This is a genomic window from Shewanella sp. ISS20, from assembly GCF_056522965.1.
The window spans coordinates 2,089,659-2,114,835 of record NZ_JAWRZK010000001.1 but is presented as its reverse complement, the minus strand read 5'-3'; the positions used below and the strand labels follow the sequence as shown (position 1 = coordinate 2,114,835).

Here is a 25,177-nt window from a genome sequence, read left to right as displayed (position 1 = left end):
TGGTTAACTCATCAGAGACGTAAGCAGTAAAGCAACCACTATGCTAACTGCCATTTCAACTGTGGCTATGCCGACGTTATGTTGCTGCTCAACCTCAGTATCAGTATTAATATTGGCAAGTACTAAGCGTTTTACGAGCCAGAGTAAGAGGTTAAGTATGACTAGCATTATGATGGAGAACGCCAGCCAGCCAAAAATATTCATGGCATAGGCTTTGGGATCATAAAGCAGAAAATAGCTGGCCGCTTTAAAGGTTAAGCCCAGAGAGATTAAATAGCCGCTGTGGCGAATGGCGAGGGCTAAGCTGTCTTGCGCTAATGCTTCTTGCATTGAATCGCCTTGGTTACCGCGCCGATAGCGATATTCGCGGATGCGTGTTAACAGCACAAATAAAAACTGCGCGATCACAAATACGCTGATAACGGCGATTAAAGTATCAAGGGTGAGTCCTTCGGCCCACAACAGCACTGAGCGAATAATTAACGCGGTAGCAATAGTGGCGCTGGCATCCACTAACGCGACTGACACATTGCCTGCTCGAATTTCAGCGTTTTTATCCACTTCAGTGAGCGCAAATTTGTCATGGATATAGCGCCCTGTGCGTATGAGTAATAAGCCAGTCAAGCCGTAGGCTGTCATGCCTATGACTTCAACTAAGTAAGATGAGCCTGCTGCGCCAGTAATAGCCCCTGTGAGCACTATCCCCATGGCTGTGATTGAGCCCGCCGTACTAATACCAAAGGCAAAGTTATCGCGCACCGCAAGCTCAGAGGTACTGTTAACATCTATGCTCCAGCCCGACAGATAACGCATGAACACCAACAGCAAGATAGCTATGGCTAAATCTATGCCCAAGAAAATCAGTAAGTCTTGGCTTAGGCCGTATTCATTTAAAAAATTCATTATGCTTTCCATTATTTTCCTCGTCTCAGGCTGAGCTTGGTGCGCGAGCTTGAAGTGCGCATACTGCTGCTTTTACTGTAGTTAGAGCGAAATTGCGCAGGACTGCTTGGGGCTTGGCGACTGGCGGTAGATAAAGATGCCGAGCCGCTGCGATTTTTGGCGTAAGGGCTAACAAAAGGTTTTCCTTGTGATGAAAATTGCTTTTGTCTTTGGGCGCTAAAATTATCTTGGCGGCGAATTTGTTCAGGGGATGAATAGCGATAGCGGCCAACGTCGTTGTAATAACTATACCCGCGCCGCCCAGACCAAGAATCATAACTGATAGGGCGAATAACATTCGATAGCATGGCATACATGCCATACCAGGCCCAAAAAGAGCTGCCATTACTGGCGGTTTGCCATTCGCCATAACTGGGATTACCCACAAGTTGGCTACCAGGGCCAAAGTCATCGGCTTGGTTGGCGAGCATTTCAGCTTCTTTACTCATGGCATTCACCCGTGGCAATTGGCCTTGAGATAAATCGGCAATCACATTGATAGGGTCTGATAATAAGTCGTTAAAGATGGCTGGGTTGGCCGCTTCGTAGATGTTTTTAAGTTCCTGTAATTGATCTTCTGGCGCCACAAAATTAGTGGCTGATTTTGCGGCGCTAAGACGACGCATTAACGCTTGATATGATGCGCCTTGGGTAGTGGCATCTAAGCTTAGCTGTTGCAGTAAGGGTTGATATTGCGGGTCTTTTTGCGCTAAAAGCTGGGCGTATTGGCTCAAAATCCCGGCATTTCGCACTTGATTGCTATCAAGCAGTCGGCCTAATTCAGTGACTTGCTCGCTTGCCAGTTGCTCATATTTAGCGATTTGTGCAGCTTGATTATCTGAGCACGCTTGTAGCAGCAAGAGTGCCGCGGTGAGTAATGGCAAGCGCGCTAACAAGCTCAGCCTTAGCTCAAATGAGTCAGCAAACAATGCATTAAACCATCCAGCAACCAATTCATAAAACAATGGCTTAGGCGGTAAATTGTGCTGGTAAAACCTAGTCAACATAGAATGTTCGCCTCATGGTTTGCCTATCACATCTAGAGTAACTTTAGTCGGGATTTGCGCCCTGGATTTAGGCCTCGGCCGCAAAAGTTGGCATTAAATCTAAGCAGCATAAATACAAGTGCATAAAATATAAGTACCATAACTTTATTTGTTGCTGCCAAGCGCCACTTTTATTCAGCGTCTACAGCTAAGTTATTACACCATAACAGGGATTATTATGGCTGACCGAAATTTTAGCATCGATTCTCTGCCCCAAGCCTTATCTCAACTCGCTGACGATAGATGGCAACAGTTACAGCGACAGCAACCAGACATAGTGGCGCAGCTTGATACTCAAGCCCAAGCGCAAACCCGAGTGATGTTGGCGCTCAGTGATTTTATTGATACCCAAATTCAGCGCCACCCAGAGTGGCTATTGTGGCTGCATCAAGGTGGGCTTGGCGCCATGGCGCGCCAATGCTATGCCGAGCAAATAGCCTTGTTAATGGGCGATGCCCATGATGATGCCAGTGCCAAAAGAGTCTTGCGTCAATATCGCAATCGGCAAATGGTGCGCCTTGCTTGGTTAGATTTTTGCGGCGAGCTCACTATTGATGAGCAGCTGTTAGATTTAAGTGTGCTGGCTGAATCCTTGATTATTGCTGGCCGCGATTGGTTGTTTTCCCAGTTATGCCAGCAATATGGCACGCCTATGGATAGCAATGGCAAAGTGCAGCCGTTAATGATTTTAGGCATGGGTAAACTTGGCGGGCGCGAGCTTAATTTCTCATCTGATATTGATTTGATTTTTACCTTTCCTGAACACGGCGAAACCCGAGGTGGCCGGCGCGCCTTAGATAATCAGCAGTTTTTTATTCGCATGGGGCAGCGCTTAGTTGATTTACTCCATGACACTACTATGGATGGCTTTGTCTATCGGGTGGATATGCGCCTGCGCCCTTATGGTGATAGCGGCCCGCTGGTGGTGAGTTATAGCGCCCTTGAAGATTATTATCAGGAGCAGGGGCGCGATTGGGAGCGTTATGCCATGGTCAAAGCCCGCGCGTTAGGGCCTTGGAGTCGTCATAGTGATGAGCTCCATCAGTTGCTGCGCCCCTTTGTTTATCGCCGCTACATTGATTTTTCTGCCATAGATGCGCTGCGTAAAATGAAAGCCATGATTGCGCGGGAAGTAAGGCGGCGCCAGCTTACCGATAATATTAAGCTTGGGGCCGGCGGCATTCGTGAAGTGGAGTTTGTGGTGCAAAGCCTGCAATTAATCCGCGGCGGGCGCGAGCCAAGTTTGCGTCAGCAAAGTATATTTGCCGCATTAGCTGCGTTATATCAATGCGATCAATTAAGTTTTGGCAATTATGATGAGCTAAAAACTAGCTACATTATGCTGCGGCGGATAGAAAACATCCTACAAGCCTTTAATGATGAGCAAACCCAAACTTTGCCCACTAACACCCTAGACTGGCAGCGTTTGTGCTGGGTATTAAATCACGTCAACGTGATGGATTTTCGCACCCATTTAGAAGCCGCTATGAATAAAATTCATCAGCATTTTCGTGACACTGTGGGCGGTGAAGGCTCTGATGATACTGTGCATTGGACCTGCGCCTTATGGCTTGAGCAAGACATAGCCGTAGTGCAAGAAATGCTGCATCAACACGGCCAAATTGATGATGAGTTTTTAGTGGGCTTAACGGCTTGGCGCCAGCAAGCTATGCAAAAATCTATGGGGCCAAGAGGGCAAGAAACCTTAGATAAATTAATGCCTAAGCTTTTGGATGAAGTGCTACAGATATCAAGCCCAGCCACTGTGTTTAAAAGCATGAGTAAGGTGCTTGATAGCATATTAACTCGCACGACTTATTTAGAGCTTTTGTGTGAAAACCCAGGCGCACGCTCACAACTTGTGACCTTGTGCAGCGCGAGTCCTTGGATTGCCAAGCAATTATCGCGCTTTCCTATGTTGCTGGATGAATTAATTGAACCCAGTCATCTTTATGATATTTGCCCATTAACTGAATATGGCGCCTTGCTGCATCAAAGTCTGTTACGAGTGGCCGATGATGATATGGAGCAGCAAATGGAATACTTGCGTCAGTTTAAGCTGGCGCAGCAACTAAAGATTGCGGCGGCGGATGTCACTGGTGTCTTGCCTGTGATGAAGGTGAGCGATCATCTTACCTATTTGGCCGAAGCCATAGTTGCCCAAGTCGCGCGCCAAGCGTGGCAGCAAATGACGTTACGTTATGGTAAGCCGCCTGGGCTTAGTGATGACGATATGGGCTTTGCGGTCATAGCTTATGGCAAACTTGGTGGGCTTGAGCTTGGTTATGGATCAGATTTGGATCTAGTGTTTTTACATAACGCTGATTTGCAAGTCATGACCACAGGTGACAAGGCCATTGAATGCGGTCATTTTTATTTAAAATTGGCGCAGCGTATTTTGCATTTGTTCTCGACTCGCACCAATTCTGGTGAGCTGTATGAGGTCGATATGCGCCTTCGCCCTTCTGGCGCGTCAGGGCTTATGGTGAGCGAGATTGAGCGCTTTGGTGAGTATCAATGCCAAGAAGCTTGGACTTGGGAGCATCAAGCGTTAGTGCGTACTCGCTGTATCTTTGGCGATGCCAGTTTGCGGCAACGCTTTGATAGCATTCGCGCGCAAGTGATAGCTAAACCGCGGGAGCCGCTTGGCTTGGCAAAAGATGTTCACCAAATGCGCCTTAAAATGCGTCAGCATTTATTGCATGCTGTAAGCGGTGAGTTTGATTTAAAGCAAGGCGTGGGCGGCATTACCGATATCGAGTTTATCGCGCAATATCTAGTACTACTGCATGGCTATCAATATCCAGAATTAGCCACTTGGCCTGATAACGTCAGAATATTTGAATTGTTGGCTCAGCTGTCGTTATTGCCGCAAGCCACCGCCGAGCAATTAACCTCGGCCTATTGTTTGCTGCGCGATGAGAGTCATAGGCTTACCTTGCTTGGCTTACCAACTCAATTACCTATCATAGAGATAGCTGACCACGCCGAGCATATTGCGACTATTTATCAGTTGATCGTAGCTAACTCAGCCATGGATTAAGGCTTGGATCCAACTGTGATACAAGGGTAAACCAATCAGCACATTGATAGGAAAAGTGATCCCAAGGGCGGCTAACATGGCTAAGCCAATATTGGCCTCTGGGATCGCAGCCTTGATGGCTGCTGGCGCCGCAATATAAGAGCCGCTAGCGCTAAGGGCGGCCAATACCAGAATGCTGCCCGCGGGTAAGCCTAATAACAGGCCTACGCCAATACCGAGCCAAGAGAGCACAAAGGGCGCGATCGCCGCAAACAGCATCAGGCGCCAGTGCTGCCAAGGTAAGGGGCGGCATACTTTGGCGGTCGATAATCCCATTTCCAATAAGAACAAAGCTAATAAGGTTTTAAAGCCGCCCAGTAAAACAGGGGTAATATCCGCTAACCCTTGCGGCCCATAAGCCCAGCCTATGATAACGCCCCCGAGCAATAACACTACGCCGCGACTGGTGAGCGCCTCATGCCAAATGCTGCCATTGCTGATCTGCGCTGTGTCTTTATATTGTTTGCTATCCCCTTGCTTGCGATCATTGGCTGCTCTGGCCAATAGCCATCGGTGCAGCCACAGCATGATAATGATCGCAGGCAATTCTAATAGCACGAGATAAAGCGTGGTTTCAGGCGCCAATTGCCAACCTAGGTGATCGGCCATAGCGATTACGACGGCAAAGGTTCCCGCACTAACCGAGCCATAATGAGCGGCAATACTGATGGCATCGGCCTGTTTTAGCTTGATAACTTGAGTGAGCAGTGGATATAAGGCAAGCGGTGTTAGCACCCCAAGACTGGCAATCAAGGCCAGTGCCCCTAGATTGAGGCTATCGCTATGGCCATGCAGCGCCATGCCACCTTTCACGCCTAAGGTCAGCATCAATAGAATCGATAAGGTCTCGTAAATGGACTGAGGCACTTTGAGATCGGACTTAATCCAACCAGCGAGCAAACCTAACGCGAAAAATGCGATAACTATATCTGGCATGACAGCTCCTTGCTAAATTGCGCCTATTTTGCCTAACAAAGCCATGAATAAAAATAAAAAATTAACAAACTACAACTAAATAGGTAATAACTCGATTAACAAAAGTTCAGCGCTGTGATCTTGGTTGGCATTTGTTTGCGTAAAAAATAGTTAATATAAGTACAAATAGTCGACACAAGGATGACGTATGCACAATGAACTAGATATACGCTGGGCATTAACACTGGCTGGTAAAATTCGCGATCAAGGCACTCTCATTAGTAACTCAGATGATCCCACCCTTGAATATCGCTTAGGAACCATCACCTTAGAAACTGATATTGACGGCTACACCATTAAGCTCACTGATGGCCGGGCTAAACTCACGTTATTTTTCCATCATAAATATGAACTGGAATATCCTGATGTCACTGCGTTAGAAGGCTTTATGGCAAGGCTGCATGAGCTAGATAAACAGTCGCTGGAGTAACTCTTATTGGTTGAAAGCGAGGCTCATAAACATAACGTCCAGTGGCGGCGTTATGTTTAATGAAATAATAAGCTTCAAGGCGTTAGCGCGGTTGAACTTGAGGCTGAATATAGGCTGCCGTGCCCCATAATGGCACAGTCGATAAGCTGTGTTTAAAGCTACCTGAAGTTTCTTTGGTGGAATAAGATAAATACAGCAGTGATTGATGCTCAGCATCAAAAATACGTCTGATTTTCATCGATTTAAAAAAGATACTTTTGGACTGAGAAAACACCACAGCGCCCGATTTACTCTTATCTATGGCATTGATCATAGCTTGAGTAATTTCACCGGTTTGCCGACATGAGATTGAGCTATCACTTGGGTCAGCCAAACTAAAATTTGCTTCGATTGAGGCGATATGACAAGTCACCCCTGGCACTTCTGGGTCAATGAGCGAATTGAGTTTAATGTCTTTTAAAGTAAACATGCCCAAAGACACGTCCCCCACTTCATTATCTGAGCAGGCCACTAATAACAAAGATAATCCGGCAGCGATAAAACGTTTATTCATGGTTAGCATCCAATGTAAGGTTTTGGATTAGTCTACCATGAGAGTCCGCTTGATTTTTGCGCTTTAATGGCAAGCGATTGAATTGCGCCTTATTTTAGCCAGTCGTCACTTAAGTTAACTGCGACTTAAACGCTCTAACGGCATAGGTTTGGCAAAATAATAGCCTTGCACTAAATCGACGCCACAGGTCTTAATAAAATCAAATTGCTCTTGAGTTTCAATGCCTTCAGCCACAATTTTACAATGAGCGACTTGGCCTAACTGCGCCACTAATCGATAGACTTCCTCGCCCTTGCGACTGCTGGCATCAAGTAGTAAAGATCTATCGATTTTTACTTTATCAAACGGGTATTTAAGTAAGTGCGGGAATGAGGCGTAACCCGAGCCAAAATCGTCCATGGCAATGGTAATGCCTTGCGCTTGAATATCTGTCATCACTTGATTGAGATACAGTTTATTGCTGAGCATGGCTTCTTCGGTGATTTCTATTTCAACTGTTGTCGGGGCAATGGCGTATTTTTGTAATAGTGCCATAAAGGTATCAATAAAATCAGCTTGGCTTATGGATGCCACCGAAATATTGATAGAAACCCGGCTACCTTCTGGTAAATACATGGTTTGCATGTCGCGCAATACTAATTCAATTACGAGCTTATCGAGAATTGGCATAGCATCGAGTAACTGGAAATCACTAATAAAAGTGGGCGGGCACAGCTTACCATCATCATCAATATAGCGAATTAAAGCTTCATAATTGTATTGTTCTTGATGAGCTACATCTTGTATCTTTTGATAAAAAACAACTAACTCGCCTTGATTTAAAATCTTGCTCATGCGCTGGTGCGCACTTGAACTTTTAATATTAAAGGCGGTGGACTTTCTCACCTTCTTTAATATGTGGGCGAACATAGTGCTTTCGGCGGCAAAATTAGTGTCGGTGTTATTACACGTCACAATATACTTGCCAGCATAAGCTAAGTAAAATGGTCGATAGATGAATATGCCTAAGCTAATAATCACAGCTTGTAATATCACGCCATCCCAACACTCACCCATGGCCAGATAACCACTAATAAATGGCGGAGTCATCCAATTAACTATGCTAGTAACGGGGGTAACTAGACCGAAATATATACTGGCATAGACAAGCATGAAACTCACTAATGGCACCAGAATAAAAGGGATGATCATTATCGGGTTAAATAATATGGGTAGGCCAAATAATAGTACTTCATTGATATTAAACATCACCATAGGTATAGCGATAATGGCAAGCATGCGATGATTGTTTACGCGGCTAAAGCATAATATGCATAACAATAGGCTGATGCTGTTGCCTGAACCACCCATAGACAAAAACGCATCATAGAAGCCTTGGTTAATGATATTAAGTGAGGCTTCCCCCGCCTGCCAGGCATCAATATTGGTGAGCGTATCAGCATAGATTTGCTGCTTTATCGTAAATAAAAGATTATGACCGTTAATACCAACCGCTCCCAGCATACCTAGGGTGCTTTGGTAGAGCATGCCACCACTAAAGGTCAGAGGATCAAATTTTGCAGCTATGATGCCATCTGTGATTAATGCACTGGTCAATACCACTAGCTCAGAGAGTGCTAAAGCTATCAAGGTAAAGCCAAAAATATGCAATATATGCTTAGCAAGCCGTGAGCCAAAATCAAAGGCGTTTGGGTCTAGTAAGCGGATTGGGAAATGCGAATAATAAATGTAGGTAACAAACGCACTTAGTAGCGCCAACAAGGGATTGTTAGGTAAGGTACAATCGGACGCTAAACTCTGGTTGTTTACCGATAATATATAAAATAGTACCAGCGCGTAAATAATGAAGAGTGCATTTGACGCTTTAGTTTTTTGCGACAGGTAATAACTGGCGGTAATACAGAATGCTATCGGGTAGATATCAATTAAGATATTTGAAGTGTAAAAAGATAATTCCGATAATTCATTAAGTTGTAGCAGCTTAAGTCCGTGACCTAATAAAATAGTCAGTGAGCTTGCTAAGGTGAGAGGTAATAACAACAGAGCAATGGCTGCGAGATCCGTTAAATAGAGCTTAGAATCTTTGCTCCAATTGGAAAATATCCCATAGACATGGCGTGTAAACATCAATTAAACCTAGCGGGTGCGACAACAAAAAGGCTGCGTAAGATATTTCATTTTCGCTCGTTTGTCATCCATAATCATATCGGTTTGGTTGGAACTCCTTCGCTTGTTAATTAATCTGACTCGCCTTGTGTTTGGTTTGTTTTGGCTGGGGTTAGGGTTAACCATGATGTTACAATTTGTTTTTTTATTGACGCCATTTAATAGGGCGTAATGAATGTTTACATTTGCGATTTTTTGCTGTTTTTCAATAGGAGGTATTAGCAGAACAAATGTTGCAGCCGCTTGCTAGCATCAGCCAGAATTCAGATAATAACTAGTAAAATACGATTAAGCCATGGAGTGCTAATAGACAGTTTTGTATGCTGGCTTTTTAAAAACGCATGGCTATGCCTAATTTATAATGAGCTTCACCTTCGGCGCTAAATACAGGATAGTGATTCTTAAGTTCAGGTTTAATCTCTGCATGATTAGGCGCTATTCCTATTTGAATACTATCTTCTGCCAATAGGTTAGTGACTTCAAACGTCAGTGCTAAATAATCTGTGATTTGCATATGGCTACTAAAATCAAGGGTGCCATAAGCCTGATGCTCACGGTTACCATAATATCCTGGAAGTTCGCGGATCATATAAGCGCTGCGCCAGTTATAGGCAAGGCGCGCACTAACATCCTGATTTTCATAAAAGCCAACCAGATTCACTGTATGTTTAGAAGAATCAGAAAATACGCTAACTTGGTCGGGGTAATAGTGCGCGGGCGCATAAGATTGCGCAAACGTATAGTTAGCTGCGTAGCCAAAACCATGATCAAATGATGTTTGCAGCTGTAATTCTATGCCTTGAATATTACCGCCAGAGCCATTCTTTTTGGTCGATACCGTCCAGTTATCTTCGCCAGTAACCGGGTCGATAATACCTATACTCTGATTAAGAATTTGCTCAGTAGTAATAAATGAGCGTATGTCTTTAATAAAATAGTTCGCGGATACTAAACTTTCATCGGCAAAATACCATTCCACGCCAATATCGGCTTGGTGGGCTTTAAATGGATTAAGGCCAATATTACCTTGGTCAAGTACGCGCGCATCTGATATTGCGCCTTTATAACCAGAGAGTGCTGCGGAGGCAAACATGTCATCATAATTCGGTCTAGCTATGACTTGTGCGGCCGAGGCTCGAACTATCACATTATCGCTAATATCATAGGCCAGATTAATGCTAGGTAAAAAATCATCATAACTGGCAGTCGCGGTACTTAAGGTATTGGCATAAGTGCCATCAGCCATTAAGGGATAATAATCAGAAGCGAGTTGGCTAGATATATAGCGCAGGCCGACATTGCCTCTAAAATTATCCCCTGAAAAGTCAGCCATAACATACATAGCCAAGTTATTTTCATTAATAGTGCCATAGCCAGATTTATAAACTGCCCCTGTGCTATTAAAGCCTGACATGGCGGCCTTGGCATCATTGAGCATGGCATCTAACATAGGTTTGGGCAGTATAAATCCGCCCCCTGATGACACTGTGCCAGCGTAATAGGCCGATGGATGTTTAGCCATGACACTTGGGTCAAATATGCCCTCAAAGGATTCTTGCTTAACATTGTGGTCAGAATAGCTAATGCCAGTTTTAATGGCGCTAATCAGGCCGTAATCAACAGGGGTAATCACATCCAATTGCACAAATGATTCGTTATCGGAATTGGGCTGCTTGCGCAGTGACCAAGCGGCCGGCGCTAATGACTCATGAATATCACCTACGCCAAAATGTTTATTAGCAATATCTATAGTTATGGTGTCGCCCGTAGCGTCATAAATACCCGCATAATCACTACCTTGGCCTATGTTGGCACTATAGTTGCCTGTGGTATTGGTGCCACCATTGGCGCGAGTGTGGCCAATTAAGCCCTTGAGGCTGAAGCTATCGGCTTGATAGCTTAGGTCCGCGGTATAAGTCTTGGAATCCATGCTGGCTTCACGTACCCAAGTTTGCAGCATGCCTGGGGCGTGATTCGTTTCATCTCGACGATAAAAGATACAAGTGCCGGCCGCATTGTATTGCTCGCAGCTGGCATCTATTACTTCTTTACCATTGCTATCTTTGGTTTTGGTTAACAGGAACACAGAGGTGTTGGCATTATTGGCTTGCATATCGAGTTGCAGCATATTAAAGCCAAGGGCTAAGTTATCTGTCGGACGATATTGCAGGGTGGCATTAATAGCGCTGCGCTCACGCTCTTGCTCAAATGTGGTGGGGACTATTTCACCAAAACCAATATTCGATTCAATCCCATTGCGCTGATAATGGCTGCTCGCATCTGTGGCTGCGATTAACACCCCAAAGGTTTCATTGGCATTTTTCCAGCTATAGAGGCCGGAATATTCAGGGTCTATTTGTTCTGAAATGCTGCCATAGTCTTGTTTATGATTAACAAACAGCGTGTTGCTGTCTAAATCTAGAGGCTTGAGGCTATTAATGATCACCGTACCGCCAATACCGCCTTCGTTGATATCGGCTTGCGCTGATTTATAAACTTCAATATCACCAATCAGCTCAGGGGGCAGCAGTGAGTAGTTAAAGCTTCTATCTGTGCTTTGTTGATCGAACCAGCCCGTCGATGCCACTGAGTGGCCATGAAGTAAGGTGCTAGTGAGCTGATTTGATGCGCCGCGAATCGATACTTGTTGCCCTTGGCCAAATTGACGATTGACGGCAACGCCAGGAATGCGTGCCAATGATTCTGCCACGTCACTGTCGGGAAACTTGCCAAGATCTTCTGCCGTCACGGTATCGAGCGCGGCATTTGAATAGCGTTTGGCATTCATAGAGGCATTAAGGGACGCACGAATACCGCGCACCTCAATGGTTTCCATCATAGCGGTATTATCATAGGCGCTAGTCTCGCTTGCATGGGCGTGGGTTAAACTTAAAAGGCTGATAGCGATAATGATGACGTGGCTTAGTACTAACATGTGACTAAATAATGTTTTGATAAATAAGGCTCTGGTAAAAATTGTTCGAGAACATGACGTTATGGCCATGGGGCATTTAAGACAAGGGAGTTTAGCGTAAATTGAAGGTCAAGAATATTATTAGCGCTAAGCGAGTGGCAATATTGGGAGTAATGTGGCATTTATTGAGGCGAGCGTTTGGTGTTTAGCTTGCATGGCTTAATCAAATTAACTGTTAGTATTTTGGCCTTGATTGTGCGAGTAACACGCCGTTATTGGCGCTCAATGTGACTACGTATTCTGCTTAACACTAGGGCGCATAGGGCTAAAGTGAGCATAAATAAGCCGATGAACACCAATGTAAATCCTAAAGGTAGCAACAAACTTTCGTGCAATAAGCCAGTATCGTCCACGTATTGATAGCAGATATTCTCAATGGCCAACAAAACTAAGCCAAGGGCTGCGAATATCCAGCCGGCCCAAGCGTTAAACCTTATCCAGCGCGTCATGAGTTAGAACCTGTTACTGATTTTAGAGGCTGTTAGAGTCTTCACTTAGATCAATATTGAGGCGGCGCATTCTGGTATCTCAGTCACTAGGAACCTAGCTCACGCCGCCTCTCTATTTTATGTTTAGTTATGCCTAGCTATGTCTATTAGGCCTTTTTAGCGATTTCTTCTTCTTTGCTTTCAAGTGGTGAGTTTGTATCTGGTAGGGTGCGGGTTAACCAACCAGAATTGCTGGCGGTAAACATGCCCCATAATGGGATCCAAGATAAACAGAACAACCAATATAAGGTATAAGGCAATGCCCAGCGATAACCAAAGGTGGTGCGGTGACGTAAATAGTACACAGTACCAGGAATGATGGTTGCAAATAGGCTGGCGTACAAAATGGCCTGTAGTGCGCTGGCAGTATTCATGATGATAGCCACCACTAAGGCGCATTTCATCGCTTCAAATACGGTTAAGCGGAATACTTGGGTTACGCTGAAAAAGCGGATCCAATTGGCGCCTTCGCCACTCTTTCTGAAGTTTTTAAACACAAAGCTAAACATCACTAAACTTTCGCGCACACTGCTGCGAGACCAGCGAGTTAACATGCGGCGCAGTGAACCAAAATTAGATGGCGCTTTGGTGAGTACTACAGAATTGCGCTGATATACCACGCGATGACCATTGGCTAAGACTAAATTGGTTAGCGCGCGATCTTCACCGATAGTGGCATGTTTGCCCATAAAGGTTTGCTTTGACCACTCATCTAACAGTGGCATCAAAGCGCTACCGCGATAGGCTGATAATGCGCCTGGGGTACAAAACACACCACCATAAACGCTTTGGCCGGCGCGAATAAAATCAAAGGCACTGGTAAAAGAGACTTCAAGAATTTTAGGAATAAAGCCTTGATCTAAATTCAATACTCGCACGTGCCCGGCAACCGATGCGACGCGTTTATCCAGTACAAACGGGCTGGCAATATTAGCTAAGGTATCTGTTAATACTTCAGAATCCGAATCAATAGTGACTATGACATCACCAGTCGCCTTAGCGAAACCTACTAATAAGGCGCAGCGCTTGCCTTGGTTAAACGGCTGTTTAATGATGGTAATGCCACTAAATTCTTGATGTGCAGCATTTATCCACTTCCAAGTGTCATCTTTAGAGCCGTCATCCACACAAATCACTTGTAAGCGATCTTTGGGATAGTCACTGGCCATAACGCTGCGGACAGTATCTAGAATTTGTGAACCTTCGTTATAGGCCGGAATAACCACAGTCATAGTCGGTAACTGTTCGTTCGCAACGCTTGGAAAAGCCTTATAACGCACGGCAAAGCTCACTTGCCAAATCAATAATACTAAGCTGAAACCTACTAAGAATAACGCGAATGCATCATGCAGCACCCATTGCAATAGACTGTCTGCCGACGAGATCGGCACGTTAATTTGTCGATACACCAAAATAGCGCTGGTGATAGTGACCACAAACAACAATGGCAAATACAGCCAGTCGGCGGCACGATAAAAAGATTTAGCGCTTTCATCAGTTTTATATTTATTTGACATCATAAAATAATCCAATGTTCACTGACGCATGAATAAAAGTGTTAATAAAAGCCGGCATTTTCTTTGCCAAACAGGTTGTTAGTTGTCTCAATTGTATTCTTTTTTTTAAATGATGTCCGAGAATGCCGCGGATTTTACACAAGTCATTATTAATTAGCTATTAATTTGGGATCTGCGTCACATTCGTGGGGGTTAAGCTGCGACAAATCACTCGTTTTTTGAGCAGTTTGCGTGGTTTTTCGCTGTGGTGGTTGGCATTTTGCGACTGGGGGAAAGCTATTTTAGGTATGGGTAATTTAGTGGTGGTTAATGTGTACTGCTGGTTAAGTCAATGATTTTAAACAAAGGGTATGGGTTTCACCTAAGGGGGTTATTGTCGCCAATAACTCCCCCTAAACGACATTTCTGGCGTGGCTAGTTGATATGTTAACGCTGCCTAGTAATCGTTAACATATCTAGGCAGTATCAAGCCAGCCGATAGATTAGCGATATGAATGACCTCTTGCTGCTGGCTCGCTGTCAGCCTATTGACTGACAGAAGGCACACTAATAGCGCGGCCAATGCGTTTGCCATCGGCACTTAAAGCTCGCACCCATACCTTGCCATTAATCTCTGGCGGCGCCTTGGCACTATAGTCTAGCCAGTCACTGTTATTGAGAGAATATTGCAGTGGTAATCCCGGCAGGCTGAGGTTGATATTAAGTTTACCCTCAATAATCTTGGCACCAGGCACCGGCACGCGATATTGCACTTGATGTTTATCTAACGTAAGCAATTGCCGCTGACCTAAAATATTGGCAAAGCGGCTCCAGTCGCTCAGTTGCGCCTCGTCATCGACCCGTGTCGTTGCTTGATTAAATTCAATACCCACCTGATAAGGCAATTCCCAGCTGGCTTGATGCCAAGCACGCTCGGCGGCCGCTAGCAGGCGCGGAAACACCATGTATTCGTATTGTTCATCGGTTCTAACGGTTTCACTCCATAACTGCACTGATAGTCCATGAAATGGCGGGGCATTTGTTACGCCTTGGGCGTTAAAGCTGTGACCGTCTCTATCTACTGATGTCTCGGCATTTTGTGGCAAGTTGGCCGGGGCAAAACCAAACATTTTGCGCTCATCGGTAGCGCGCGTCGCCCAGTAATAGCCACGCTCTTTAGGGTCAACTTCATAGGGCATGTCGACATAGACATAATCTGGGTTTGAGATCACTACTTGATACCCTTTGTTAGCCCATTCGTAGGCCGCTTTGGCGCCATCTGAATATAAGGTTTCCCAGATGTTGACCCGAATGACATCGCTGTCAAAGGCGGCAGCGTCTTTCGCGTATTTGAGTCCATCTTGCCAAGCTTGGAAATGACCTATGCCTTGATTGCTGGCGATGGCGGACACTTGTTTAGCAAAATAGCTTGGCAAGTGCGCGGCATCTGTGACGGCGCCACTGGCAATCAGCTGCTGACACACAGGCGATTTAGCAAAAGGTTTATCTTGTGCGCTCAAATCTATGGTGCCGCGCCACGTGTCGGGCGCAGCGGCATTAGTATCTTGAAAGCCTTGACCAAGTTGAATGTTTTTAGCTTCATCACCACCAAAATGCCAAGTGGTTAAGGGCGCGCCAGCCTCAAGATGCATGGCGTTAACTTCGCTGATGATTTTACTGGCAAAGCGAGTCGATGAGGCCAGACAAGGATTGATAAAGCTGGTTTTATCATAAAACTGTACTGTCATAACATTGGAGGTATCTAAGGGGTCGATTAAGCGATATTCATTGGCCGCTTGTGTGTTGCCTTGCGCCATTAAGCGCTGATATCTCGCTTCCATAGAAACTACGGCGGCGCGAGAATGTCCAGGCATATCAAATTCAGGAATGACTTCAATACCGCGAGCGGCGGCAAAGCGGACTATTTCAATATACTCGTCGCGACTATAAAAGCCGCTGCCTTGATTGTTAGTCGCAGGCCCTGAACCTAATTGCGGCAACAAGCAAGTGCGCTCACTGAGATCATGGCAGCGCTTAGCGCCGATAGTGGTTAATTCAGGTAAATCAGCAATAGCAAGACGCCAGCCCTCATCATCACTTAAATGTAAATGAAGCTTATTGAGTTTAATTGCTGCCATTTGCTCTATCGTGCGCAGTATTGCTGCTTGGCTTCTGAAGTTGCGAGCGACATCCACCATCAAGCCGCGGTATTGATAGCGCGGTGCATCCATCACTTGCATCGAAGCAATTTGCATCGGCTTAAGTGTGCTCGGATTAAATTCAATGGCATTGAAGAAAGACTGCACCCCATAAAACGCGCCTATGGCATCAAAACCAATGACTTCTACGCCTGCTGGCGTAACTTCGAGTTGATAAGCGCCGGGTTGCTGTAACTTGGCCTCAAAGCTTGCACTATCAAGGCGAATATTAACGGCTAACTTACCTTGCGCAATGCCTAAAGTGCGAGCCTGCTGGGATATTGCCTCTAACATAACAGGGCTTAACCCCTGATGAGTAAAGTGAATGCCAGCTGTAAGCATGACATCTTCGCTGCCCAATGTTTGCGCTAATGGGGTTGGTAAGATTTGGCCACGCAGTTGGCTTGTGCTTAATAAGCTTATGTCACTATTGTTATCAAAACGGCTGTGGGCGGTGGCGATAATATTGCTGTCATCTGGAGTGCGTAACTGACCATTAGCAGCAATGGGGCTCACCAAGGCGCTTAAGTCTTCTGTATCTGTGGCGCTTAGCAGCTTGGGCTCACTATCACCCGCTATGATATATGCCCTTGGCATAAAGTCAGATTCAAACAGCGACCAAAATTCAGCCACTAACGGAATGCTGATGGTGGCGCCGCGACTAAAGCCTGTAAAGCTCTTGGTCGGTTCGAGCTTATGTAAATCGCCTGTGATGCGAGTGACGCGAAAATCTGGATTATCAACGGCTAATACGCGCCGGACGCTATGAAAATACAGGCTCCAATCTGTTGTTGGGGCGATAGTGTCGCTGGCATGCAAGTTAAGCTTGATGATATGGCAATTGCCCCATTCGGCGCCAAGGCGCTGACAGCTTGGGTCTTGATGCTCGCCATTAATGGTGACCACTTGATAATTAAGCGATAAAGTTTCAGCTAAGTGATTGGCCGTACTTGGTGAACTGCGGGGAACTTGACTGCAGGCGGTTAGCAGTGACAGCAGGGTGCAGGTAACTAAACTTTTTCGCATCATCACACTCCATTATTGAGCTTGTTAGTAGCCAAGCGCTTGATATCTAACCTTTAGTTCATCATGCGGCCACATAATTGCGCTCAATGTTAAATTGTTGTGTTTGTTAATGCTAATAATTTAACGCATTTGGTTGTGATTAATTTGACTAACTAACAATATGATTGCTTTATGATTTATTAAAAAACTCCCCGCAAAGTAAAACGCCTAAGCAGGGCTTAGGCGTTTGCGGCATTGAGCAGCGTGAACTATTACTGGCTAATACGGGTAGGTATGCCAGATCTATCTTCTAATGCGCGCTTTAAGGCAAACGAGTCAGTGTCTTTATGGGCAATAATGGCGGTGATATTTTTAGGAATATCTAACGGCACCACAGCGTCTGATTCAAACTCTTGCTCTGAGCGCGATAATGGCTGATGCACTTCAACATAGCGATTACCATTAGGCTCAACACTGGCCTTAATTGGCACATTGATAAATTCTACGCGGGTGCCCACGGGCACTTCAGCGAATAATTCAGCGATATCATCATTACGCAGACGCACGCAGCCTTGGCTTACGCGCAAACCAATACCGAAATCGGCGTTAGTGCCGTGAATGGCATAGAGATCGCCCACATATAAGGCGAATAATCCCATCGGGTTATCAGGACCTGCCGGCCAAACGTCCGGTAAAATCTCGCCTCTGGCGGCATATTCTTTGCGCATTCTAGTGGTTGGCGTCCAAGTTGGATTGGCGCGCTTACGGTACACCTTAGTGACCCAGTTTTCAGGAGTATCACGACCAATTTGGCCTATGCCAATAGGTAACACTTGCACTATGTTTTTACCCTTAGGGTAATAGTACAAACGCATTTCGGCGGTATTAATCACCAAACCTTCACGTTTAGTGGCCGGCAAAATCAGCTGCTGCGGAATGATTAAGGTGCTACCTGGGCGCGGCAAATATGGGTCAACCCCAGGGTTGGCCTCGATAAGATTGGTTAAACCCAGTTGAAATTCGGCCGCGATACTTTCAAGGGATAACTTACCCTCAGGGACAGTGTAATAGATGTTTTCACCCACTAGGCTGCTACCTTTACTTGGCAACGCATAGTCGACAGCTAGCGCCTGAGCGCTGAACATAGCAAGCCACCAACAGCCGATGGCACTTAGATGTTTAAACATAGGTAGCAATTAATCCTCTCGAGTGGGTTAATGGTAAAGTGAAGGGGTATCGATATCTGGGCGGGTTTTAAAGCGGCGATGCAGCCACATATATTGCGCCGGATTACGACTGATGATTTGCTCAACGATGCGATTACCACGCGTTGCATCTACGACTTCATTTTCACCAGGAAAGTCGGTCAATGGTGCCATTATTTCTATGTTATAGCCACTATCATCATGATTGCGCTCTACAAAGAAAGGTAATACTTTGGCCTTACCTAATTTGGCTAAGGTCGAAGCACCTGTGATGGTCGCCGCGTCTTTAACCGCAAAAAAGGGAATAAAAATGGCGCTTGAACGGCCAAAATCTTGATCTGCCGTGTACCAGATAACATCTGTGGATCTAAGGCTGCGTACCATTTGGCGTATATCGCGTTTAGGCACTAGCGCCTTGTTGGAACGCAGTCGCCCTTTGACTTGTAGGTATTCAATCACAGGGTTGTTATGGGGACGATAGACGCCAACCCCAGGTTGAAATTGCCCAAAAATACGTGCGCCCATCTCAAGCGGCAGGCAGTGCACAGCAAATAGAATAACGCCATGGCCTTGGGCACGCGCCTCTTCCACAAACTCTTGGCCGTTAATCTGCATATGACGATGAATTTTACTGTCTGGCCACCACCAAGCACTCACAGTATCAAAAATGGCCTTGCCCGTTTCTTCAAAATTACGGGTGAGCAGGGCTGTTTGCTCTGATGGACTTAAATGGGGGAAACAAAGCTCAATATTGCGTTTGGCAATATTGACGCGACTTTTAACGAATTTCATGGCAAGACGCCCAATCGCGGCGCCGATTTTCATCTGCCAGCGTAGGGGTAATAGTAGGAGTAATCTCGCAATCCCCACTCCAAACCACACTAACCAAAAGCGCGGATGCAGGAGTTTGGCGGAGAATTTAGCTTGTTCAACCACAGCATTCTCTCAAATTAGGCAAAAATTAGCCGTTATACTAACGCATTTTTGTTAGAAAATTAGGTACAATTACGTTTAATTTCTGAATTATATATAGAGCCTTATGAAGCATTCCTTACCAGCCTTTGAGCAAGCCCGCGTGCTAGTTGTGGGTGATGTGATGTTAGATAGATATTGGGTGGGACCGACGGGTCGTATTTCTCCAGAGGCTCCCGTCCCTGTCGTTCAGGTTGAACAAATTGAAGATAGACCGGGCGGCGCGGCGAACGTGGCGCTCAATATTGCAACCTTAGGTGGCCAAGCTATATTGTGCGGGCTTACCGGTAATGATGATAACGCCACTATTCTCTCCCGCGCCTTAGATGCTGTGGGTGTCGATAGTCATTGGCATACGGTTGCTGACAAACCTACCATCACCAAACTTAGGATTTTATCAAGAAATCAGCAGCTTATCCGTTTAGATTTTGAACAAAAATTCAGTCAAGCCGATAGCCAATGTTTGTCTGCGAGCGCCGAAGCTAAGCTCGATTCGTGTCAGGTGATGCTGTTGTCTGATTACGCCAAGGGCGCTATCGATAATCCGGTTGAGCTGATTGCCAGTGCTAATGCCAGGGGCGTTAAAGTGTTAGTCGACCCTAAAGGCAGTGATTTTGGACGTTACCGCGGCGCGTATTTACTGACTCCTAATATGTCAGAGTTTGAAGCTGTGGTTGGTAAAGTCACTAACGAAGCTGACTTAGTCGCTAAAGCGCAAGGCTTATTGGCTGCCTTTGATATTACCGCATTATTAGTGACGCGCTCGGAAAAAGGCATGACCTTAATTACCCGTGACGCGCAGGAATTACATATTCCCACAGTCGCTAAAGAAGTCTATGACGTGACAGGCGCTGGGGATACAGTAATTTCCACCTTGGCCTGCGCGTTAGCGGCGGGCAGTGATTTAGCTAAAGCCTGCGCCTTAGCCAATACTGCGGCTGGCATTGTGGTAGGTAAGCTTGGAACATCAAGCGTTACTCGCATTGAATTAATCAATGCCTTAGCCGTAGTGCAAGAATCTGGTCTTGGAGTTATCAGTGAAGATCAGCTGATGTACGCCCTTGAACAAGCGCGTTTACGCGGCGAAAAAGTCGTATTAACCAACGGCTGCTTTGATATTTTGCATGCCGGCCACGTCAGCTACTTGCAGCAAGCGCGCGCCCTTGGCGATCGCTTAATCGTGGCAGTAAATGATGATGCTTCGGTTAAGCGCTTAAAAGGCGAAGGACGTCCTGTTAATCCAACCGATAGACGCATGGCGGTATTAGCCGGCTTAGCGTCAGTCGATTGGGTCGTGCCTTTTACTGAAGATACGCCGCAGCGTTTAATTGCGCGCTTACTGCCAGACTTATTAGTCAAAGGCGGCGATTATAAAGTGAATGAAATCGCTGGCGGCGCCGAAGTGATAGCCGCAGGTGGGCAAGTGCAAGTTTTGTGCTTTGAAGAAGGGGTTTCCACCACCAAGATCATTGAGCGCATTATGGCGCGTCAATAATGGTATTGGCTTGATAAGCGCGTTTGCTCGCAGCCCTTATCAAGCTAGGCGCCAACGCGCCTTGATATCGCTATTACTATTTCTATGGGCGCCCGCTGTTGCTGTGGCGCCTTTTTTATGCGCCCATGCTGAGGATGGAGCGAATGCGTCTGTTGCTTCAGATAAGACGGATATCGACACTTGGCTCGCCCAGCAAGTAAAGGTGTGCGCCGCTAAAGAGCTCAACTTGTGTTTGGCGCAGTTGCCACGCTCTTGGCAGCAAGCCTTGCCGAGCGTTGATGAGATGCTGGCAAGCTTTGGATGGCATGGCGCCATGAGTATCAGCGTGAGTTTGCCGCCATCAACACAAGGGACTAGCACATTTCAGCAAGATGTTGGCTTGATCTTATTGGCGCCCCACAATATTCCCACTGAAGTCTCTACTTATTGCCGTGGTCGCTATTGGCAATTGCCGTTAACCGAGCAAGCGCTAATGAGTGAGTGGCATGAAATTGGCCATTTGCTGGTGGAAAAAATGCAAGGTGAGGGAGTGTTGCCCGAAGCCTTGGCATTTGCGGCTCACGCCAGTCTAAGTCAGCAAGAAGCCGTTCAGCATGAAGTTACTCAACACGAGGCTACTCAGCATGAGGCGGTTCAACATGAAGTTGCTCAACATGAGGCTGTTCAACATGAGACCTTGGCCGATATCTATAGCATTTGGCGCAGCGTGCAGCATGTTGGAGATTTACGTTTAGGTTGGCAGCAATACCATAGGCGTAATTTAGCATTATTAAACTCAAGGGCTAATGCATCGCACTGGAGCGTGCCTGTGCTGTATGGCTTATTAACTGAGGTGCCGCTGTCAGCGTGGCAAAATCCATCCTTTAGCGACTTTATGCGCTTTATTGACAGTGAAGCTTCTCACTGGCGATTACCACCAAGGGCTGAATTAAGTGAACTGCAAAGTTTGATATCTCAAAGTTTTGCACCGCACAAGGGCCCAGTCTTGAGCCAATATTTATTGTGGCGGCGCGAGCAAGCTTGGCGTTTACTCTCGCCAACCTTTGCGCATTTTTTGTCGGCAGATGAATTGCAGCAGTGGCAGCAAGAGTTTAAGGGATTTATTCACTAGTCTTTATTGGCGAAGGTGTCAGGCATAAAACAAGCCGCTGAATACAGCGGCTTGTTATTATTGATGTCTATGCTTGTTTGCTTAGGTTTTAAACTCAAACGTAAGCGAATTCACCATTAATCGGCTTCATTCAAGCTTTGGGTCACTTCCACGATAGCCTTTTTACCATCACCGAATAACATCAGGGTGTTATCCATAGCAAACAGCGGGTTAGGTAAGCCAGCAAAGCCTGGGCTCAGTGAGCGCTTAACCACAATGACGTTACGCGCTTTATCGACATTCAGAATTGGCATGCCATAAATTGGACTGCCCTTGTCTTCACGTGCCATAGGGTTGGTCACATCGTTGGCACCAATCACAATGGCAACATCGGTTTGCTCAAATTGTGGGTTAGCTTCATCCATTTCCAGCAGTTGATCGTATGGCACTTCAGCTTCTGCTAACAGTACGTTCATGTGTCCTGGCATACGACCTGCCACTGGGTGAATAGCGTAAGTCACTTCAGTGCCGCGCTTTTGCAATACTGAGGCTAATTCACGCACTGCGTGCTGCGCCTGCGCCTGCGCTAAACCATAACCTGGCACGATAATAACCTTAGTGGCTGTTTCCAGCATCATGGCTACTTCTTCCGCTGAGGTAGATTTAACTTTACCGGCATAGACTTCATCAGCATCGGCGACTTCACCCGCTTCAGCCATCACGCCAAACAACACGTTAAACAAGCTGCGGTTCATGGCTTTACACATGATTTGCGTCAGGATAATGCCAGATGCGCCCACTAACGCACCAGAAACTATCAGTACTGTGTTACCTGTGATGAAACCAGTAGTGGCTGCGGCAATACCTGAATATGAGTTAAGTAAGGCAATAACTACTGGCATGTCTGCGCCGCCAATAGGCAACACTAAGAAGATACCTAGCAGTATGGCGACAACCATCAAGCTATAAACCAATGCGTGGTTGCTTGGGTCTAACACTAGCATCACAGACAAGACTAAGCTTGCCACTAACAATGCGGCGTTAATCAGGCTGTTACTTGGAATGCGAATAGGATTACCAGACAGTAATTCTTGCAGTTTACCAAAGGCAATTAATGAGCCGGATAAGGTCACGCCGCCAATCACTACAGTCGCAGCAATGGAAATTAAGGCCACTAAGTGGGTGGCTGCCGTCGGGTCAACAAAGTTAGCTAAGGCGACAAATAACGAGGCGCCGCCACCAAAACCATTGAGCAAGGCCACCATTTGCGGCATTGAGGTTACTTGAATGCGTTTAGCCATGAAGAGGCCAATAGCACTACCGACCACAAGGCCTGCGATAATCCATTGATAATCAACGATGCTCTTATCAACTAAGGTCACAACTACAGCGATTAACATACCTAAGGCTGATAACTGATTGCCGCGCACCGCGGTTCTTGGCTTAGTTAATCCTTTGATACCTAAAATGAATAAACATGACGCCACCAAATAGGCGAGGTAAATAATAGTGATATTCATCTGGGCTTATTTCCTTTTGAACATGGCCAGCATGCGGTTGGTGACCATATAGCCACCGACCACGTTGATGGTGGCTAAAGTAACGGCGACAAAGCCAAAAATGTTTACCCAAATACCTTGCTCGCTGCCGGCAGATAACAGTGCGCCGACAATAGCAATCCCTGAAATCGCGTTAGAGCCAGACATTAATGGCGTATGCAAGGTTGGAGGCACCTTAGTGATAAGTTCTACACCAAGAAATACCGCCACCACAAAGAGGGTGATAAGAAGTAGCAGTTCCATATTATTGTGCTCCTACTGGGGATAATAAGCCTTTCAGGCGTTCGTTAACTAACGCACCTTGATGAGTCACTAAGGTATCGCGAATGATTTCATCTTCAAGGTTTAACTGCAGCACGCCTTGCTTATCTATCAATAAATTCAATAGATTTGACAGGTTAGTGCCGTACATCTGGCTGGCATGGTTAGCCGCAGATGAGGCGATATTGCTTGGACCTAAAATAAGTACGCCGTTGTGCTGCACTTCTTGACCTAATTGAGTGAGCTCGCAGTTGCCACCGGTTTCTGCCGCTAAGTCGATAATCACAGTGCCAGGCTTCATGGCTTCAACCATAGCCTTAGTCACTAAGATAGGCGCCTTACGACCAGGAATCGCTGCGGTAGTGATTACTACATCTTGCACTGATAATACTTTGCTCATGGCTTGTTGCTGCTTAGCTATAAACTCAGCGCTTTGCTCTTTAGCGTAACCGCCTGCGGTTTCAGTGTTTTCAGCTTCTAGGTCAAGCTCAACTGGTTTCGCGCCCACAGATAAAATCTGCTCACGCGCCGCAGGGCGAATATCATAAGCTTCAACGACGCCGCCAAGACGCTTGGCCGTGGCGCATGCTTGTAAACCGGCAACCCCTGCGCCCATCACAAACACTCGACTTGGCTTTAAGGTACCTGCGGCTGTCATTAACATAGGAAATAAGCGCGGCGCTTTATGGGCGGCTAAAATCACGGCTTTATAGCCAGCAATGGTTGCCATGGATGATAAAACATCCATGCTTTGCGCGCGGGTGATGCGTGGAATTAATTCCAGCGCCATAGTGGTGACCCCAGAAGCGGCGGCATCATTAAGCGCCTTAGCATTCATTAACGGGTCCATCATGCCTATGATGATTTGTGATGGCTTAGCTTCAGCGCATAAGCGGCTTAAGTCATCATCTTGCACATTCACGGCGGCAACGATGTCAGCCTGTTGGCTAACACTTAAATTATTTGCCAGCACACTGGCTCCGGCGGCTTGATAATCAGCATCACTGAAACCCGCGGCTTCACCGGCACCTTGAGTAACTACCACTTGATGCTGTTTCTTAACAAGTTGTGCTACCTGCGCGGGGATCATCGCCACTCGCCGCTCACCGGCGAGAGTTTCTCTCACTATTCCAATAATCAAAGGACCACCTCTATTTGGTTTGTGTGTGTCATCACAAAAATTCACTTATTGTGGCAAGCCTAGCTTTTAGAGCAAGAATAATTTGAATGAACTTGAGTT

At 46.1% G+C, this 25,177-nt stretch carries 18 protein-coding genes; 4 read left to right on the top strand and 14 right to left on the bottom strand.

The window, feature by feature from the left end; all coding sequences use genetic code 11:
• Positions 1-3: 3 nt before the first annotated feature.
• A complete protein-coding gene (locus AC1HDP_RS09815) occupies positions 4-903 on the bottom strand; it encodes a DUF350 domain-containing protein (protein ID WP_479638613.1) in 900 nt (299 codons plus the stop codon).
• A gap of 11 nt (positions 904-914) precedes the next feature.
• Positions 915-1,949 (bottom strand): hypothetical protein, encoded by a 1,035-nt coding sequence (locus AC1HDP_RS09810; RefSeq protein ID WP_479638612.1) that lies wholly within the window; start codon positions 1,947-1,949, stop codon positions 915-917.
• 217 nt (positions 1,950-2,166) lie between these two features.
• Here AC1HDP_RS09810 and glnE point away from each other — a divergent pair, with 217 nt between their 5' ends.
• Complete coding sequence (gene glnE, locus AC1HDP_RS09805; protein WP_479638611.1) at positions 2,167-5,031, top strand: bifunctional [glutamate--ammonia ligase]-adenylyl-L-tyrosine phosphorylase/[glutamate--ammonia-ligase] adenylyltransferase; 2,865 nt, start codon at positions 2,167-2,169, stop codon at positions 5,029-5,031.
• On the opposite strand, the gene AC1HDP_RS09800 is transcribed toward glnE, so the two are convergent.
• The gene (locus AC1HDP_RS09800; RefSeq protein WP_479638610.1) at positions 5,017-6,006 is read right to left on the bottom strand and encodes a sodium-dependent bicarbonate transport family permease; all 990 of its coding nucleotides are present in this window, start codon (positions 6,004-6,006) and stop codon (positions 5,017-5,019) included. The genes glnE and AC1HDP_RS09800 overlap by 15 nt on opposite strands.
• A gap of 187 nt (positions 6,007-6,193) precedes the next feature.
• Here AC1HDP_RS09800 and AC1HDP_RS09795 point away from each other — a divergent pair, with 187 nt between their 5' ends.
• A complete protein-coding gene (locus AC1HDP_RS09795; RefSeq protein ID WP_479638609.1) occupies positions 6,194-6,475 on the top strand; it encodes a DUF3081 family protein in 282 nt (93 codons plus the stop codon).
• Between the two features lie 82 nt (positions 6,476-6,557).
• Here the strand turns inward: AC1HDP_RS09795 and AC1HDP_RS09790 are convergent, their stop codons facing one another.
• The 8 genes from AC1HDP_RS09790 to AC1HDP_RS09755 form a co-directional block, all read right to left on the bottom strand.
• Positions 6,558-7,028, bottom strand: a complete 471-nt coding sequence (locus AC1HDP_RS09790; protein WP_479638608.1) for a CreA family protein — start codon at positions 7,026-7,028, stop codon at positions 6,558-6,560.
• 114 nt (positions 7,029-7,142) lie between these two features.
• Positions 7,143-9,155, bottom strand: coding sequence for an EAL domain-containing protein (locus AC1HDP_RS09785; RefSeq protein WP_479638607.1), 2,013 nt, complete (start codon positions 9,153-9,155; stop codon positions 7,143-7,145).
• Between the two features lie 370 nt (positions 9,156-9,525).
• Entirely contained in the window at positions 9,526-12,129 is a 2,604-nt protein-coding gene (locus tag AC1HDP_RS09780; RefSeq protein WP_479638606.1) for a TonB-dependent receptor, read from the bottom strand.
• 251 nt (positions 12,130-12,380) lie between these two features.
• Positions 12,381-12,617 (bottom strand): DUF3955 domain-containing protein, encoded by a 237-nt coding sequence (locus tag AC1HDP_RS09775; RefSeq protein WP_479638605.1) that lies wholly within the window; start codon positions 12,615-12,617, stop codon positions 12,381-12,383.
• Between the two features lie 146 nt (positions 12,618-12,763).
• On the bottom strand, positions 12,764-14,176 hold the full coding sequence (locus AC1HDP_RS09770) for a glycosyltransferase (protein WP_479638604.1): 1,413 nt from the start codon (positions 14,174-14,176) through the stop codon (positions 12,764-12,766).
• A 521-nt stretch (positions 14,177-14,697) separates the two neighbouring features.
• Positions 14,698-17,379: a family 20 glycosylhydrolase gene (locus tag AC1HDP_RS09765; RefSeq protein WP_479638603.1), complete on the bottom strand. Its 2,682-nt coding sequence runs from the start codon at positions 17,377-17,379 to the stop codon at positions 14,698-14,700.
• A gap of 248 nt (positions 17,380-17,627) precedes the next feature.
• Positions 17,628-18,542, bottom strand: coding sequence for a L,D-transpeptidase family protein (locus tag AC1HDP_RS09760; protein WP_479638602.1), 915 nt, complete (start codon positions 18,540-18,542; stop codon positions 17,628-17,630).
• A 27-nt stretch (positions 18,543-18,569) separates the two neighbouring features.
• Entirely contained in the window at positions 18,570-19,496 is a 927-nt protein-coding gene (locus AC1HDP_RS09755) for an LpxL/LpxP family Kdo(2)-lipid IV(A) lauroyl/palmitoleoyl acyltransferase (protein WP_479638601.1), read from the bottom strand.
• 103 nt (positions 19,497-19,599) lie between these two features.
• On the opposite strand from AC1HDP_RS09755, the gene hldE reads away from it, so the two are divergent.
• Both hldE and AC1HDP_RS09745 read left to right on the top strand, forming a co-directional pair.
• Complete coding sequence (gene hldE / locus AC1HDP_RS09750; RefSeq protein ID WP_479638600.1) at positions 19,600-21,027, top strand: bifunctional D-glycero-beta-D-manno-heptose-7-phosphate kinase/D-glycero-beta-D-manno-heptose 1-phosphate adenylyltransferase HldE; 1,428 nt, start codon at positions 19,600-19,602, stop codon at positions 21,025-21,027.
• A 10-nt stretch (positions 21,028-21,037) separates the two neighbouring features.
• Positions 21,038-22,138 (top strand): hypothetical protein, encoded by a 1,101-nt coding sequence (locus AC1HDP_RS09745; RefSeq protein WP_479638599.1) that lies wholly within the window; start codon positions 21,038-21,040, stop codon positions 22,136-22,138.
• 116 nt (positions 22,139-22,254) lie between these two features.
• Here AC1HDP_RS09745 and AC1HDP_RS09740 read toward each other — a convergent pair whose 3' ends face one another.
• The 3 genes from AC1HDP_RS09740 to AC1HDP_RS09730 are packed head-to-tail and all read right to left on the bottom strand — an operon-like array spanning position 22,255 to position 25,078.
• Positions 22,255-23,637: an NAD(P)(+) transhydrogenase (Re/Si-specific) subunit beta gene (locus AC1HDP_RS09740; protein ID WP_479638598.1), complete on the bottom strand. Its 1,383-nt coding sequence runs from the start codon at positions 23,635-23,637 to the stop codon at positions 22,255-22,257.
• 6 nt (positions 23,638-23,643) lie between these two features.
• A complete protein-coding gene (locus tag AC1HDP_RS09735; protein ID WP_140933540.1) occupies positions 23,644-23,919 on the bottom strand; it encodes an NAD(P) transhydrogenase subunit alpha part 2 in 276 nt (91 codons plus the stop codon).
• 1 nt (position 23,920) lies between these two features.
• The gene (locus AC1HDP_RS09730; protein WP_479638597.1) at positions 23,921-25,078 is read right to left on the bottom strand and encodes a Re/Si-specific NAD(P)(+) transhydrogenase subunit alpha; all 1,158 of its coding nucleotides are present in this window, start codon (positions 25,076-25,078) and stop codon (positions 23,921-23,923) included.
• Between the last annotated feature and the right edge of the window lie 99 nt (positions 25,079-25,177).